This is a genomic window from Pseudalkalibacillus sp. Hm43 (assembly GCF_051842935.1).
Taxonomy (GTDB): Bacteria; Bacillota; Bacilli; order Bacillales; family Fictibacillaceae; genus Pseudalkalibacillus.
Map to the genome: position 1 here is coordinate 1,794,852 of NZ_JBPXRR010000001.1, position 15,965 is coordinate 1,810,816.

The window sequence follows — 15,965 nt, forward strand, 5'->3', positions numbered from 1 at the left end:
TGATCAGTGATCTTGGAATGAACGTGACGATGCGGAACAATTTGCTAATAATACCCATGGCTCATCCTCCTTCATTCTTGATTACTCGTCTAATACACGTTTTGAAGGATTTTTAAACATGGGAACTTACAAAAGGACAATAGAAATGATGCCAGCAGCTAAGTTCGGCAGGCCGAAAGCAAACAACATGTATGCATATCGATTGCGGTTCTTGCGATCTTTTTTCGTTTCAGTGAGATAATTCGCCCGGAGCTGCATCCCGTTTACAAATGCTCCTAGAAGAAGACCGCTGAGGAGCATGGATCCTAGTCCGACTGTACCACCGATTTTATATAGAAGTGTCCAATCACCCGACGTGAAGGTGACGACAATCAATATGAGCAAAAAGATCAAACCTGCAATAAACGCTTTCTTCATTCATGCCCCGCCTTTCATCCAAATAACCAATAGTAGAGTGCAACCAGCATGCCGATCGCAAGTACGATGATGGCTCCGCCTGTCCGGTAAAGCAACTCGAACCACTTATCGGTTTTGTACCGTTTCTTTGATTTAATGGGATCGTATTCTTCATATTCAGTACTTGGTTCTTGTCCGTTTCTTTTTAACAAAGGTGACCCTCCAAACAACTACAAAAACTCTCCTTCTTACTTATTATCCACCTGCTCTTCCAATTCCTTCTCAATTTCCTCATTTGATACACGCCCCTGGCTTTCTTCATCTAGATTGAAATGCTGCAAAAGCGTGTTCAACTTATGATTCATGACGGCAAGGCTGAAGATCACATATAAAATGATGAGTACTTGGACACTAATCAACACAAAACCCATAACGTTCTCCATGTTATAGCCTCCCTCAATTCCGTTTCTTATATCAATGAAAAAAGCTGTTTGGAACATGTTATGAACCAAACAGCTGTTTTACTTCTACTTTTTCATATTTAATCACTCTGAAACGTGGCTTTCACGCCACCGACACCGATTCCTACATAACCTAGCAGGATCGTGAACAGAGGTGAAAGGAACAGGAAGAAGACGTATGGCATATACTCGAGGACGCTGATTTCAAGGGTCGAAGCGAAGAACGCCCCGCTCACTCCCCACGGGATCAACGGATTCACAAGTGTCCCAGCATCTTCTAATGTTCTGGACAGATTCCGTGAATCGATCTGTTGCTCTTCAAAATGAGGCTTGAAGGTTTGCCCAGGTATCAAAATGGACAAGTATTGTTCACCCGTCAACACGTTGACACCGATGGACGATAAGGCCGTCGTGGCAATCGTATTCCCTCGATTGCGGATTTTCGTTTTCATCAAATTGACGAAGGACTCAAGCATCCCTAACCCTCTCACCAGTCCACCGAGGGCAAGTGCAATCCATATGAGTGAGATCGACCACATCATCGACTGGATTCCACCTCGATTGACGATTTTATCAACTGTCGCTTCGCCTGTCTCCAGTTCGAATCCGTTTTGCAGCATGTTAAAAATCACACTGATCGAGCCTTGCCCCTGAATCAGCCATACGGTCAGGATTCCGGTGATGACACCGATGATCAAAGCCGGAATCGTCGGGAATCGAACGAGTGCAAGGATGATGACGACGAGCGGAGATATTAAAGTCCACACACTGATATTGAACGAGTTCTGAAGTTGTTTTTGTACCGGTTCGATGGATGCGAGCGTTTGAGCTCCTTCCCCACCACTTCCGATCACGAGGAAAATGATGATCGTGATGAGGAGTGCGGGTACCGTCGTCCACATCAAGTGCTTGATATGATCGAACAAAGCTACACCGGCAACGGCTGGCGCAAAGTTCGTCGTGTCCGATAAAGGAGACATCTTATCTCCGAAACATGCTCCGCTGATGATTGCACCCGCTGCCAGACCCGGATGAATTCCCAGGCTCATCGCGAGTCCCATGAGCGCGACACCTACCGTCCCGATCGTTGTAAACGAACTTCCCGTGAAGGTCGAAACGATGATCGTCACAAGTAACGCACTTAAAGTAAACCAGCTCGGATCGATCACATTTGTTCCATAGAATAGCATCGTCGGAACCGTCCCACTCATCATCCACGTACCGATCAACATGCCGATAATCATCAAGATAAGTACGGGTTTGATTCCGATCGTGATTCCTTCAATCAGTCCTTTTTCCATCTGGTCCCATTTGTATCCGAACGCTTTTGCGAGAATCGCAATACCCACAAGGGACACGAGCAATGGAATGTGCGGTTCGGTTTTTAATATCAACATGGAAAATAAGATGATGCCCATCAATAATACGAATGATAATAACGCAAACGTCTGCTGCTTCTTTGCTGTCATAATGAATACCCTGCCTTTTCAACACTTTTAGTATCTATGAATGAATTCCTTTTTAAACGTAAAAAAACTGTCAACGACATGTACAGGGGCGATTCGAATCGCGGTACCACCCTGCTTGATGTGTTCAACAGCATCTTCTCGTTCATGATAAAGGTATGAAACCTATAAGCTCCACGGCTGTAATTTCGTTCCGTTCCTTCCTTAGCTCTCACCACCCGCTAAGTCTCTGATGTTTGAAGGAGTGAACTACTGCGGTCCGCTTCAACACTTTTATGCTTTTGTGCGTTTAAGTAATAATGTGGTTCTACTATAAAATGAAATGACGGATTCGTCAAGAAAAAAAACTGACACACATGGATGTCAGTTTCTCAGTTTCGTATAGTCTTCAGGCTTATTGATGTTTTTGAAGGGTTCGATGGAAGAGTATTGAATGTAGGCACAGTTTGTATTTTGAAGTAAATCTGTCAGTCTCCGCTCACCTGCGTCCAACAGTGTGGGAATTTCCTCTTTCGTAGCGTATGAATAGATCGCCGCCAACGGTTGAAGCTTTTCGTCGACGGTCGGAATCACACTGCAATCTGGAGGAAGCATCGTTTTTACAGCATATAGTTGTTGAAAAATTTCCGTTTCCATGACAGGCATATCACACGCGAGCACGAAGTAATCGTGGCCTGGGATGGTCATCATACCCGTGTAAATGCCTGCAAGAGGACCTTGTCCCTGGTATTTTTGTAAGTCGGTAACCACTGTAATCGGTGTCTTGATCCTACCTTTGATTGTGGGATGCGCGACGAGCACCATTTCGTCGACCACCGGTTGCAGGACCTGGATCGCTTTTTCGTAAAAATAAAGCCCATCGATTCGTTCCAGCGCTTTCGGAGTGCCATACCGGCGGGATTCTCCACCAGCGAGGATGATGCCCACTTTCTTATGAGTGGTCATTTCTGAACCCTTTCGTTTGGTGAACCCGGTCCGGGAAAATGAGAAAATCGACAGGCTGATCGAACGACTCACGAGGAATCTCGTCATGAAGCTGAACGCTGTGGAGGAGCGAGACCGTCGTCCCAGTGAAACGATCCAGATATCGATCGTAAAAACCGCCACCGAATCCAACGCGGTATCCGCTTTTATCGAATAAGAGCCCTGGCACGATCAGCAAGCCCATCTCGTTTGGCTCGATTTGGGTTGTTTTTTCCACGATCGGTTCCCTTAAACCAAAATAGACGACTTCGAGCTGATCGAAGGATTCGAGCTTTCGGAAGTCCATCGAGTAATCCTTTGCATGGCATTTTGGAACGGCAACCGTCTTGCCTTCCGACCACGCTTTTTCAATGATCGGGTATGTATCGATCTCATTCCCTCGCGATACCGTCACCCCAATAGTGGCGGCTTGTTTCCACTGATCCGTTGCGAATAATTGCTGCCTGATCTGTTCCGTTTCATTGGCGCGGACATCTGGCGTCAGTTCCGACAGCCGCTTTTGCATGTCCTTGCGTAACGCTTTTTTCCGTTCTTTCATCCGTATCACCTACCTAGCACCAATTTTAACATAATGCTTGTCAGTATGATGGGTTCGAGCTATGCTATTGTAAAAAGATGGAATGGAGTTGATGCTTATTGATTATGAAAGAGAGAGGAGTGCCGGAGGAGTTGAGAATCCTGCGCGCACTGAACAACCGCAAGTCCTTCTCCGATCAAGAGCAGACCAAGTACTTCAACGCGGAAAAAGGATATGAAGGTGAATGCAAATTCGACGATTGGCTCGCTCCACTATTGGATGGAAAGATTGTGTTGAATGATTTGTTGCTGGATTTTAACCAGACGATATTTCAGATTGATTCGTTGTTGCTTACCTCTGAGAAAATCATTCTTTTTGAAGTGAAAAATTTTGAAGGCGATTACTATGTTGAAGGAGATGGTTGGTACTCACTGAAAGGAAAAGAGATTAATAATCCACTGCATCAATTGCACCGGAACACCGTACTTTTGCGAGGACTCTTACGTATGATTGGACTGAAAATCCCCATTGAACCCCGTCTGATTTTCATGAACCCCGAATTTCAGCTATATCAGACCCCTCTTGATCCACCGATTATTTTTCCAAGCCAGTTGAACCGATTCAAAGCTGAGATGAAAAAAGAGCGTTCCTACGCAAATAATCGTATGACGAAAATAGCCCAACATCTATTGAAGCTGCACCTCGATAAAAACCCCAACGCTCGCCTGCCGCAATACAATTATGATGAGCTCCGGAAAGGGATTAGCTGTCCTAAATGTCAGCAGATGTATTCAGAATTAACTAAGACGACATTGGTATGCGATAAGTGTGATGGCGCAGAACCTTATGAACCTGCTGTATTAAAAGCTATAGAAGATTTTCAGCTTCTTTTTCCAGACAAAAAAATAACCACCAATGCGATATATGAGTGGTGTGGGATGGTAGTGTCAGTAAAGAAGATCCGTACTAGTTTAAATAGGAATTTCAATCAAATTAAGTTCGGACCATCAACTTACTATGAAAATAAGAAGTAGAATATTTTGTAATAATGCCGTTCTATTCAAGATAAGAGCAGATACTGTGTTTATCCTGCCCGAAACCAGCAACTTTCCCATTTTGGGGAAGGATAAAGCCTCTACCCTTACCGAAATCAGCAACTTTCCCATTTTGGGGAAGGATAGAGCCCCTACCCTTACCGAAATCAGCAGCTTTCCCATTTTGGGGAAGGATAGAGCCCCTACCCTTACCGAAATCAGCAGCTTTCCCATTTTGGGGAAGGATAGAGCCCCTACCCTTACCGAAATCAGCAGCTTTCTCATTTTGGGGAAGGATAGAGCCCCAATCCTGCATATTAAATACGAAACCCCACACAAAAAGAAAAAAACAGCAGGAATGCTCCTACTGTTTTACTTCGTTTCGCGGTGTAGTGTGTGACGCTTCAATCTTGGGCTGTATTTCTTAAGCTCCATACGATCTGGGTTAGTACGTTTGTTTTTAGAAGTGATGTAGTTACGGTCACCAGTTTCTGTGCAAGCTAATGTAACTTGTACGCGCATAATGTTTCCCTCCAAACTATCTACAATGTTTAAGCGTACGAAACGATCACCCAGCGGATGACCGATCGCTTAACTGTTAGTTTTTATAATCTTATCGTCAAAATGACACCTTTGTATGATATCAAATTTGACAAAAATAATCAAGATGCTTAATAGAGGGAAAATCATTAATTCTTCGCAGCGGCCAAAAACCCTACAACTGCTGGTATGTCTTGATTTTATTCTTGAACGATTCGCTCGTTTTACGCGCAAATTCCAAGTCCGGTGCCTGCGAGTAGATCGTGAATGTCGGATCTACGATATCTGGTAAAATGAGCGTCCATCCTCCGTTCGGGTGATAGACCTTGATGCCATCCACCAAATCGGTGATCTGATCGCGCGTCTCTTCCATCAGCTTTCTCATCACTCGTCCTTTGACCACTGTTGGACAGTCCACCTGGTCACGGATCAACTGGATATCCGGCAACAGCTTCAACAGTTGAGAGAGCGACTCTTTACGATTCGCCATCATATTCAAAATGGATACGAGCGCGAACATCGCATCGAACTGGACGTTCAAGACTGTTCCGCCGAATTTCATGATTGATCTTGCGTCTGCTTTCGTCCGGATCAACTTCCCGTCCAGAGAAGCAGCCAGCTGATCGAGTTCAGAGGAGCCATAGACCGGAATCGCGTACTCTTTTACATTCAACTCGCGCAATGAAAGGAGTACATACAGGGAAAGCATTTGATCGTCATTCAGCCAGTTGCCATTGTTCGTGAGCAGCTTCAGTTTTTCTCCTTTATCATCGATCCAGACACCCAAATGCGCACCTGATGCACGGACGATATTGATCATTTCTTGCGATGTCGTTTCCGATGGGACGGAGAATACCCGACAGTTCAATCGCTTCAACATTTTTGCGATGATCGATTCCTGGTTATCGAATTGGACATTCACGACCAGATGGAAATCACTCTCGTGAACAGAACGTGGATTAATCCTTTCAAACAAAGCTTCCAAGTAATAATCCTTATGTTCTCCTACTGGTATGTTCATGCCGATGCGATCGTATGGCGCGCGTCGGTAATCCTCTTGCCAGAACGCGTTCTCGATTTTCCGTTCAAAGTCTGATGAGACTGGATATCCCTCTTCATCCAAAAACTCGATGACGACTTTCATGCTGTTATCCACATCTTCCATCCGGATGAACACGCCACCGTCCCAACTCTCACGCTCGATCGTATATCGGAACATCGGGCTGAGTGTCGGTGATAAGTTGACGGTATGGATGCCTGCGGAATGAAGCCCTTGTTCGAACGCTTGTAAAATCAGGCTGGAGAACGGATGATAGTCGGATGCGATGCCGAGCTTCTTCCCTTGCATGATCGAAGCGCCGTAAGCCGAAGCGACACGCGCAGCGAAATCCGGTGTGATCTCCACGTTCGCAATCCCTTTTACGACATGGTTGCTGAACAAGGATTTCGTTGATTTTTTACCCCAGATCAGAGAGGTCTGAATGATTGAATTGTCGAGGATCCCTTTCTTCGGCCATACCTTCACTTCCGGCTTGATGGTCACTTTTTTACCGATTTGGACTTGGTTGCCGATGACGCTATGTTCAAATAAACTTGTTCCTTCATCAATAAACGTTCCGTTGGCAATCGTCGACCCTCGCAATTCCGAATTGTTTCCAACATATACGTCGTTCCATAAAATAGACCGCTTGATGGAAGACCCAGATGACACTTCACTATGCGAGCCGATGACGGAATAAGGATAGAGCTTCGCATGCTGACGGACTGTCGTTCCACTACCGATGTACGCTGGCGTATTGACGACCGCATGCTGTTCGATGACGACATTTTCACCTACACGCAATCCTGGCATGATCTCTTTTCCTGGCAATGGCAGATTGATCAATCCGTCCAAAAAGTCCTCATGACTCTTACGATATTGCACAAGGTTCCCGATATCGGACCAATAGCCTTCCGCCGCATATCCAAACAAAGGCTTGCGCTCACCCATCAAGATCGGGAACAAATCCTTGCTGAAGTCGGTCGGGACACCTTCCTCCAGGTAATCGAACACTTCCGGCTCCAGCACATAAATGCCGGTGTTCACGGTATCGCTGAACACTTCATTCCAGCTTGGCTTTTCGAAGAATCGGATGATCCGATCGTCTTTATCAGTCATAATAACGCCGTATTCCAAAGGGTTTTCCACTTGTTTCATGAAAATGGTCACGAGAGCTTCTTTCTCAACATGAAAGTCGATGCCATCCTGCAGATTGAAGTCTGTCAATGCATCTCCGCTAATGACGATGAACCGCTCATCCAGGAATTCCTCTGCATTTTTGATACTTCCTGCTGTACCCAGTGGTGAGGTCTCCTCGTAATAAACCAGCTCAACGCCGAATCGCGATCCATCTCCGAAATATTGTTTGATGTGCTCTGGCAAATATTGAACGGTTACTGCAATTTCCGTAATGCCATAGCTTTTCAACAACTCGATCGCATATTCCATTACCGGTTTTTCAAGAATTGGGACCATCGGCTTTGGTAAATTACATGTAAGAGGACGTAACCTTGTTCCTTTACCGCCTGCCATTATGACTGCTTTCACCTTACTTCACTCCTACCGTCTTCGGTTTTTTAACAGCGCCTGACAACACTTCCGTCGTTTTCACAGCAATTTCAGTCCAGTTGTATTTCGTATCTACGTCTTCACAAGCAGCTTGCACCAATTGATCTCCTAATTCCCGGTCATTGTAGAGTGCCACAATCTGATCCCGGATGCTTTCCGCATTCCCAGGGAATACCTTCAAGCCGTTTTTACCATGCTGTACGATGTCTCCCAAACCGCCCGTATCACTTACGATGATCGGTGTCTGAGAAGCCATGCCCTCGAGTGCGACGATTCCGAACGGTTCATATGAACTTGGAAAAATCAATGCGTCGGATTGTCGTAAAAACTGGTTGCGTTCCTCGTCGGATACAAAGCCAACAAAATAGACTTTGTCGTTCAATTGATACGCTCGCACCTTCCTTCGATAGTCTTCTAAAAGAGGACCTTTACCTGCGATGATGAATCGGATGTCCGGATAATCATTCCGTAGCAAGCTAGCAGCCTCTATCAAATGCTGGAACCCTTTTTCAGGAACAACTCGCCCTAAGGAAAAGACATAAAAATCGTCTGGATTTCCGAAATTACGCTTCCAGTCTGCATTCCCTCCAATCTCAGGAACCAACAACGGATCGACTCCATTTGGCAGGATGGTGATTTTATCAGCTGGAACTTCAAACACATCTTTCAATTCTTGTTTCATATACGCACTGCAAACAATGATATGCGCCGCTTCATACATTAATTCCCACTCTTTATGATGGATCGCTGCTTGCATATCATCGTGGATTCCGTTGTTCCGCCCATGTTCTGTAGCATGGATCGTTACATAGAGCGGTAGGTTCAGATGATGTTTCAGCCCTTTCGCTGCGACACTGACAATCCAGTCATGTGCATGGATACAATCAAATGAGATTTTTGATCCTAACTGACGTCCGAGGTTCGCCATTGCTAGATTCAGACTTCCTGCCCAATGATAAAAATCATCGTGGTGCGGTTGTGTTCCTCTAACCCGATACACATGAACCCCTTGATTGATTTCATACTCTGGATATCCATCAACAGCACATGTAACGACGTATACATGATGTCCTTGTTCCACTAGCGCTTTGGACAAATCAAACACATGACGGGAAAGCCCTCCAACGACCATCGGTGGAAATTCCCAGGAAAGCATCAGTATGTTCAAACCATCCCGTTTTTCCTGATAAATAGGATTGGACATAACATACGCATCATGGTCAGAGGACAGGTTCATCGGTTCAAGCCAGTTCATAAAACCGAATCGTTCTTCTATAGGCTTAAGACGGTCGTATTCCAAACTCGAATCTTTCAATATGTCTTTAAGTTCATAGAATGCCTGGATATGTTCTTTCGTCCGAGATGCTGCGTATTCAGAAGCGGTTTCGTGATCCATGATGAATGCCCAGTCACTGCTCGTCGCAAGCAACCATTCTCGTGTCATCTGGGTCAAAACCTTTTCATTAAAAGCATCCGACACATCTACTACGGAAAACTGTTTGATGAGCTCGGTCTCCATTGCGTGTAAATGACGGTAGATCCATTCATTAGCCTCATTCACCCAGACTTCACCGTAGTTGTTTCGACCCCATGTAGAAAAACATGCATGATGGGTTGAGAGTTCTTCATGATGACGCTTGATGAATTCAGCCGATGTAATCCACTCGATGTTTTCTTGAGAACCGTAAGCTTGCAGTCTCTCAATCCACTCAGGCCCTTCAAACCACCAATGTCCGAACAGCTCTGCATCAAAGGATGTAAGTGAGAGAACAGAACGACCACTCGCTCCGGCAACTGTAAAACTTCCACGGATACTGCTGACGAAATCCTGAGCGTGCTGCTCAACCTTCCCCATTGCCCAATCCCGTTTGTAGAAATCCTTAGCATCCGTTTTTCCTGTTATTCGATGATATTTCAAGCCAGTGTCGATACGGATCCCATCTGGGTGGATATAGGGAAGAATGTATGCATGATCCCGGTCGTACCCGACATCCCGATAAAATTCACGGTAATCAAAGTCCCCTGGATAACCGATCTTCGAATCCCAAACCTTCTTAGATAGATCCATTCTCCTTGGAAAAAGGACGATTCCATGTGGTGAGTAAACGGGTGCATGAATGTCGTCCGGTTTCGGTTCGAGTGTTCGCACCGTTTCCTCATCAACGAAGGTATATCGTACGCCTTCTTCGTAAAGAATCTTATCCAGACCAGGTGTGAAAGCACATTCCGGTAACCACATGCCATCAGGTTTAAAACCAAAATGATGTTCGAAGCATTGAAGCCCGTATACGATTTGAGCTCGAACGCCTTGTTCCGTCTGGATAAAAGGTAGAAAAGCGTGAGTCGCAGTAGACGTCATACATTCCACTTTTTCTTCTTGTACGTAATAGCGAAAAGCTGAAATTAAATTGCAATTCCATTCCATGAATGTCTGCTTGATTTTTTTAAATCGATCATCATAAAACTGGATGACGTTCAACTCTTCTTCATCTGCTTCTTTTAAAACCTGTTCTTTTTCCAACAATTCTATCGTGCGGTCCAAATATTGAAGATAGCGTTCCTGGAATAGTTCACTCGAGAGCATTTCCAGGACAGGAGGTGAAATGGATAATGTGTAGCGCGTATCCGATGTACTCTTTTCAAAACCCCAAATGAGTGGGATATAGGTTTCCGTTACGGCTTCGTACAGCCAACGTTCCTCTAATCGATTTGGTTCTTCATGCAGGACATATGGGAGATGGGCATGTAGGACGAATGAGAAATAAGGTGTCATCGTATGTCCTCCTTTCATTTCAACAACCGATAGACTGAATAGGTCGAGAAGTGTTCGTTCCATTCCGGAGATGCTAGTTCTCCAGACTGCCATCTCTTCACAGGTTCGTCATGTCTTCCCTGGCTTGGCCCACATCTCGGCGTTTCGATTGGATTTGAACGGACGATTGTAAAGAAGTCACAATGCTCAGATCCGACTCCAACATCCACGATATATGTACGGTTTTCCTCTAAGTTTCGGATGAACCAGTTATTGGTCATTTCCGGAAGCAGAATGTCGAAGAACCGATGGCTGTTATGGCCATTGAATTGAAGGTCACTGACATCATAGACCCGAAGCTTCTTCATCAGCTCTGTCCATGGTTTTGTAAACTGGTGAGAAATCATGTGTTGCGTGGTGGATTGGATATCCCAATAAGCATAAATGCTATATGGATTCTGTGGCAGCGCGACAATTCGATCCAACTCATAAGCCGTTGGAATCTCTCGAGAAATTCGATAGACTTGCTTCTGCACAGATCTCTTCTCTTCAATCATTCTTTCTTTTCTTAGTCGGTATTGGATTTTACCCACGGATAAATCCAATTCATTTGCGATTTCCTTCAGTGTAAGTCCACGCTCTTTTAACGCGATGATTTCTTCGATCATTGTGACCTCCTATAGCAATGATTAGTATGTATTTTTCAACATCGTATCACCCGTCATATAGAGCTTCAATAAACGTAATTTGTAGAACTTTGCGGTCGTCAAGAACCGCAATATATCAGGGGTTTTATTTTATTTTTGTAAACGCAATCATGACAGTTTACGCGTAATTTTTTGCCTATTACTTGCAATGGGGGTAGAAATTTGTAAATATCGGCAAATCTTGTCGAAAATGAATAGGAATTATGATGGAGATTTGTCAAAACCTCTACCCTGTCGACAAACTCTATGATATAAATGAATAGGAAAACCTTTAAAGGAGGAGCATTTCATGGAATTCACCATCATAACTTTACTTGTCGCAGGGATCGCATTGATCGTTCTCTCTTTCTTCAAGCAAAATAAAACTCAACAAATTGAAACGCAATTAGAGAATGTTTCTATACAGTTGATGAAAGAACTTTATCAGATCAATAAGAAAATTAAAGTTCTTGAAGAAGAACTGATGATTACAGATAGAAAAGAGATTCGATAAAGGGGTTATCAACATGTTCAATAGTGGGTTAAGAGGTTTTGGAGCTGGCCTGATCGTGGCTGCAGGTATCCTGGCCCTCGTACACTACCAGGGATCAGACAACCAGGAAGTGAAGGCAGAAGGATCTGAGAGCATTACATATGAAGAGGTAAAAACATATTTGAAGAACGAAGGCCTTGTAGCTGTTGAGGAAGCGCAGTTTGAACAATTACAAGCAGCACAAACCGGCGAGAAAAAGCCATCTGAAGATACAAAAGAAAAATCTGAAGAAGAGGCTAAGGAAGAACAAGTTCATTCCACAACTCTTGTCATCCAAAAAGGGACTTCTACTGGGGAAGTTACGAATTTCCTTGAAAATCAAAAAATCATCAAAAGCAGTGATGAGTTATTGAATTATCTTCGATCCAATAACATGGAGTCAAAAGTTCGCTTTGGAAATTATGAAGTGAACAGCAACATGTCCATCGCAGAAATTGCAAAAACCATCACATCTCCATAACGGTTTATTGGAAAAAGAGCTGAAGTTCAGCTCTTTTTTTAATTCATCTACAAATAAGAGGCTGACATCTGTCAGCCTCTTCCTTCATCTATTCGTTTAAGTCGTAGTGCTTTCCTTTAACAAGATATACGATATTTTCTCCGATGTTTGTAGCATGGTCAGCTGCACGCTCAATGTAACGGCAGATGAAGCTTAATTGAATGACTTGGTTCGTGGAGTCTGGATAGTCTTTCATTTTACCAAGTAATTCTTGGATCAATTCTCCATATTTCTCATCCACGTAATCGTCTCGGTCTGCCATCTTCTTCGCAAGGATGATGTCTTCGTCATTATACGCTTGGATTGCTTCTGCAAGCATTGTTTTTGCCATTTCCGCTAGCTCTGGGATGTCTACCAATTCCTTGATCAATGGTTCTTTTCCAATGCGAATGACGGACTTCGCAATGTTAACAGCAAAGTCGGCAATCCGTTCTACATCAGAAGAGATTTTGATTGCAACGATGATGCGACGCAGGTCACTCGCAACTGGAGCTTGCTTCGCAATAAGAAGAATCGCTTTGTCATTGATTTCTTCTTCTAAAGCGTTGATACGGTTATCGTTCTCGATAATGCGTAACGCTTTGTCGATATCCTGGTTTTTCAAAGAATCGATTGCTTCATCCAATGCAGCTTCCGCTAAACCGCCAAGCTGTACCAATAAGTCTCTCAGTTCATCAAGTTGGGTTTGAAAACTTTCTCTTACAACCATGTTATGCACTCCCCTTAACCGAATCGTCCAGTGATATAATCCTCAGTTCTCTTATCCTCAGGATTTGAAAAGAGTTCATTTGTATCTGAGAACTCGACAACTTCTCCATTCAAGAAGAATGCTGTCTTGTCAGAGATACGTGCTGCTTGTTGCATGTTGTGTGTAACGATAATAATACTGTAATCTTTTTTCAGCTCTTGTACAAGCTCTTCTACCTTCAATGTTGAAATCGGGTCAAGAGCTGACGTAGGCTCGTCCATCAAGATGACATCTGGCTCGATTGCAAGACAACGTGCGATACAAATTCTTTGCTGCTGTCCACCAGATAGTCCATAGGCGTTTTCGTTCAAACGGTCTTTGACTTCATCCCAGATCGCAGCTCCACGTAAACTCTTCTCAACAATTTGATCAAGTACTTTTTTGTTTTTGATACCGTGAATACGTGGACCGTAAGCGATATTGTCATAAATGGACTTCGGAAACGGATTCGGCTTCTGGAAGACCATACCTACTTGTGTACGTAGCTCTTCAACTTTGTATCTTGGGTCGAAAATCCGCTTATCACGGTATTGGATGGAGCCAGAAACTTTAACGATCGGCACCATTTCAACCATACGGTTCAACGTCTTGATGAATGTTGATTTACCACAACCGGAAGGACCGATGATCGCAGTTACTTGGTTTTCAGGAATTTGTAGGTTGATATCCTTCAATGCATGATCTTCACCATACCAAAGGTTGAGATCTTTCGTTTCAAAAACTGTATTATTTGATGTGATTGTTGTATCTTTCTCTTTAGCAACCTCAGTGAATTTTTTATCTTTACCAGTCATAGTGGACATGGACATATCCCTCCAAAATTATAATCTCTTCTGAAACTTGTTACGGATGATGACTGCAATAGAGTTCATAGCAAACAGTAGCAATAATAGGATGACGATTGCAGCTGCTGCTAAGTTTGCGTACTCATCAACTAACGCAGAATCAATTGTCCAGTAGTAAATTTGCAAAGGCATAACTGTGAACTTATCAAAAATGTTATCAGGAAAAGGAATGATCAAAGCTGGGATACCAAGCACGACTAGAGGTGCCGTTTCACCGATTGCACGGGAAAGTGCTAAGATCGATCCTGTCAATATGCCGGGTAATGATGCAGGCATAACGACATTTTTAACAGTCTGCCATTTTGTAGCACCCATACCATATGAAGCTTCTCTCAAATACTGAGGTACTGCACGGATGGCCTCTTGACTTGCTACAACCACGATTGGGAGTACCAAGAGAGACATCGTCAGACCACCTGCTAAGATAATGTTTCCTAAATTCATTCCTTTGACAAAGACAGTAAGTCCTAAAAGACCGAATACAATAGACGGTACACCAGCAAGGTTTGAAATGTTCGTTTGAATCAACGATTGTAAACGATTCTTTTTCGCATACTCTTCAAGATATATTGCCGTACCTACACCTAGTATAAGGGTAACTGGCGCTACGACCAACATGAGCCAGAATGTACCGAGTAATGGCCCCATGACACCTGCATTTTCAGCCATCGTAGACAATTTTCCAGTGATGAATTGCCAATCAATCCATTCCACTCCTTGTGACAATACACGGTACATGAGTATGACCAACACAATGAGTCCGAATATCGTCGATAGGAAGAATATTGATTTTGCAAGTTTATTGATTAACAAGCGAGTTCCCATTCTGTTTTGAACTTGAGTAGAGTCAACGTGTTTCATAATTAATATTCCTCCCTGAATCTACGAGAAATATATTGTGCAAGCAGGTTCATGACCAATGTAAAGACGAACAGCGTCATCGCAACAGCATAAAGACTGTAATAAAGGGTAGAGCCTGCTGGTGCCTCACCACCAGTGACCTCAACGATATATGCCGTCATCGTCTGCATCGATTGAGTAATATCAAACGTGAAATTCTTTGAGCTTCCACTCGCAATCGTAACGATCATCGTTTCACCGATTGCACGGGAAATCGCAAGAACGAAGGAAGCGATAATTCCAGAGATAGATGCAGGAATTACTACACGCCATGTAGTTTCAAGTCTGGTTGCACCTAGTGCAAATGCACCTTGTCTCATTTCTGAAGGTACAGAACTCATAGCATCTTCAGAAAGTGATGCTACCATTGGAATAATCATGATCCCCATAACCAGTCCCGGACTTAGAATATTCGTCGGGTCAAGTCCTGGAATGAATGTTCTTAGGATCGGAGTTACAAATGTGTAGGCAAAGAAACCATACACAATTGTAGGAATTCCAGCAAGTACCTCTAATAGTGGTTTCAAAGTTCTTCTCACCTTGTCAGATGCATACTCACTCAAATAAACAGCTGTCATCAATCCAACAGGAATCGCAACGAACATGGCTATGATCGTGGATAAAATCGTTCCGGTCAAAAGTGGAAGCACTCCGAATTCTGCGTTCGCACCAAGTGGTTTCAGTTTCGTTCCCGTAAAGAAATCAAGAATTGGAACTTCCCTGAAGAACGCGATCGTTTCAACTGTCAATGTCGCCAAAATCCCTATTGTAGTAAGGATTGAAATGACTGCGATCGAGAGAAGAACCTTCGGAACCATTTTTTCCCACACTTGCCCTATATTCATTGATTGCTTATTCTTGTGGATCATGTCTCTTACATTTATATTTTTATCCACTTATATTTCTCCTTTCACCCATCACAGATACAATTTACAGAATTTTCAGGTTAGTAAGAAATAATCCTAAAAAAATCATA

At 43.6% G+C, this 15,965-nt stretch carries 17 protein-coding genes; 3 read left to right on the forward strand and 14 right to left on the reverse strand.

The window, feature by feature from the left end; translation table 11 throughout:
• Positions 1-126 precede the first annotated feature (126 nt).
• From ACSVDE_RS09645 to ACSVDE_RS09670, 6 genes are all read right to left on the reverse strand, one after another.
• Positions 127-417: a DUF5316 family protein gene (locus tag ACSVDE_RS09645; protein WP_439300704.1), complete on the reverse strand. Its 291-nt coding sequence runs from the start codon at positions 415-417 to the stop codon at positions 127-129.
• A 14-nt stretch (positions 418-431) separates the two neighbouring features.
• Positions 432-608: a hypothetical protein gene (locus ACSVDE_RS09650; RefSeq protein ID WP_439300705.1), complete on the reverse strand. Its 177-nt coding sequence runs from the start codon at positions 606-608 to the stop codon at positions 432-434.
• Positions 609-644: 36 nt separating this feature from the next.
• On the reverse strand, positions 645-839 hold the full coding sequence (locus tag ACSVDE_RS09655; RefSeq protein WP_439300706.1) for a hypothetical protein: 195 nt from the start codon (positions 837-839) through the stop codon (positions 645-647).
• A 98-nt stretch (positions 840-937) separates the two neighbouring features.
• Complete coding sequence (gene nhaC / locus ACSVDE_RS09660; RefSeq protein WP_439300707.1) at positions 938-2,326, reverse strand: Na+/H+ antiporter NhaC; 1,389 nt, start codon at positions 2,324-2,326, stop codon at positions 938-940.
• Between the two features lie 360 nt (positions 2,327-2,686).
• Entirely contained in the window at positions 2,687-3,268 is a 582-nt protein-coding gene (locus ACSVDE_RS09665) for a molybdenum cofactor guanylyltransferase (RefSeq protein ID WP_439300708.1), read from the reverse strand.
• Positions 3,255-3,845, reverse strand: a complete 591-nt coding sequence (locus ACSVDE_RS09670) for a 5-formyltetrahydrofolate cyclo-ligase (protein ID WP_439300709.1) — start codon at positions 3,843-3,845, stop codon at positions 3,255-3,257. The genes ACSVDE_RS09665 and ACSVDE_RS09670 overlap by 14 nt, the downstream gene beginning before the upstream one ends.
• A gap of 104 nt (positions 3,846-3,949) precedes the next feature.
• Between ACSVDE_RS09670 and ACSVDE_RS09675 the strand changes: the two genes are divergently transcribed.
• Positions 3,950-4,858 (forward strand): nuclease-related domain-containing protein, encoded by a 909-nt coding sequence (locus ACSVDE_RS09675; protein WP_439301972.1) that lies wholly within the window; start codon positions 3,950-3,952, stop codon positions 4,856-4,858.
• Between the two features lie 372 nt (positions 4,859-5,230).
• On the opposite strand, the gene rpmG is transcribed toward ACSVDE_RS09675, so the two are convergent.
• The 4 genes from rpmG to ACSVDE_RS09695 all read right to left on the reverse strand — a co-directional run bounded on the left by rpmG (position 5,231) and on the right by ACSVDE_RS09695 (position 11,426).
• The gene (gene rpmG, locus ACSVDE_RS09680; protein ID WP_221565576.1) at positions 5,231-5,380 is read right to left on the reverse strand and encodes a 50S ribosomal protein L33; all 150 of its coding nucleotides are present in this window, start codon (positions 5,378-5,380) and stop codon (positions 5,231-5,233) included.
• Between the two features lie 193 nt (positions 5,381-5,573).
• Positions 5,574-7,985, reverse strand: a complete 2,412-nt coding sequence (locus tag ACSVDE_RS09685) for a sugar phosphate nucleotidyltransferase (RefSeq protein ID WP_439300710.1) — start codon at positions 7,983-7,985, stop codon at positions 5,574-5,576.
• Position 7,986: 1 nt separating this feature from the next.
• Complete coding sequence (locus ACSVDE_RS09690; RefSeq protein WP_439300711.1) at positions 7,987-10,779, reverse strand: 1,4-alpha-glucan branching protein domain-containing protein; 2,793 nt, start codon at positions 10,777-10,779, stop codon at positions 7,987-7,989.
• A 14-nt stretch (positions 10,780-10,793) separates the two neighbouring features.
• Positions 10,794-11,426, reverse strand: coding sequence for a DUF4912 domain-containing protein (locus ACSVDE_RS09695; RefSeq protein ID WP_439300712.1), 633 nt, complete (start codon positions 11,424-11,426; stop codon positions 10,794-10,796).
• A 328-nt stretch (positions 11,427-11,754) separates the two neighbouring features.
• Here ACSVDE_RS09695 and ACSVDE_RS09700 point away from each other — a divergent pair, with 328 nt between their 5' ends.
• Together ACSVDE_RS09700 and ACSVDE_RS09705 are read left to right on the forward strand one after the other, a co-directional pair.
• The gene (locus ACSVDE_RS09700; protein ID WP_226546471.1) at positions 11,755-11,958 is read left to right on the forward strand and encodes a hypothetical protein; all 204 of its coding nucleotides are present in this window, start codon (positions 11,755-11,757) and stop codon (positions 11,956-11,958) included.
• Positions 11,959-11,971: 13 nt separating this feature from the next.
• Positions 11,972-12,457: a hypothetical protein gene (locus tag ACSVDE_RS09705; protein ID WP_439300713.1), complete on the forward strand. Its 486-nt coding sequence runs from the start codon at positions 11,972-11,974 to the stop codon at positions 12,455-12,457.
• An 88-nt stretch (positions 12,458-12,545) separates the two neighbouring features.
• Here the strand turns inward: ACSVDE_RS09705 and phoU are convergent, their stop codons facing one another.
• From phoU to pstC, 4 genes are read right to left on the reverse strand one after another with little or no spacing between them, the layout of a single operon-like run.
• Positions 12,546-13,205 (reverse strand): phosphate signaling complex protein PhoU, encoded by a 660-nt coding sequence (gene phoU / locus ACSVDE_RS09710; RefSeq protein WP_439300714.1) that lies wholly within the window; start codon positions 13,203-13,205, stop codon positions 12,546-12,548.
• 14 nt (positions 13,206-13,219) lie between these two features.
• The gene (pstB, locus tag ACSVDE_RS09715; RefSeq protein ID WP_439300715.1) at positions 13,220-14,047 is read right to left on the reverse strand and encodes a phosphate ABC transporter ATP-binding protein PstB; all 828 of its coding nucleotides are present in this window, start codon (positions 14,045-14,047) and stop codon (positions 13,220-13,222) included.
• An 18-nt stretch (positions 14,048-14,065) separates the two neighbouring features.
• Positions 14,066-14,950, reverse strand: coding sequence for a phosphate ABC transporter permease PstA (gene pstA / locus ACSVDE_RS09720; protein ID WP_226546475.1), 885 nt, complete (start codon positions 14,948-14,950; stop codon positions 14,066-14,068).
• A gap of 2 nt (positions 14,951-14,952) precedes the next feature.
• Positions 14,953-15,858 (reverse strand): phosphate ABC transporter permease subunit PstC, encoded by a 906-nt coding sequence (gene pstC, locus ACSVDE_RS09725; RefSeq protein ID WP_439301973.1) that lies wholly within the window; start codon positions 15,856-15,858, stop codon positions 14,953-14,955.
• Between the last annotated feature and the right edge of the window lie 107 nt (positions 15,859-15,965).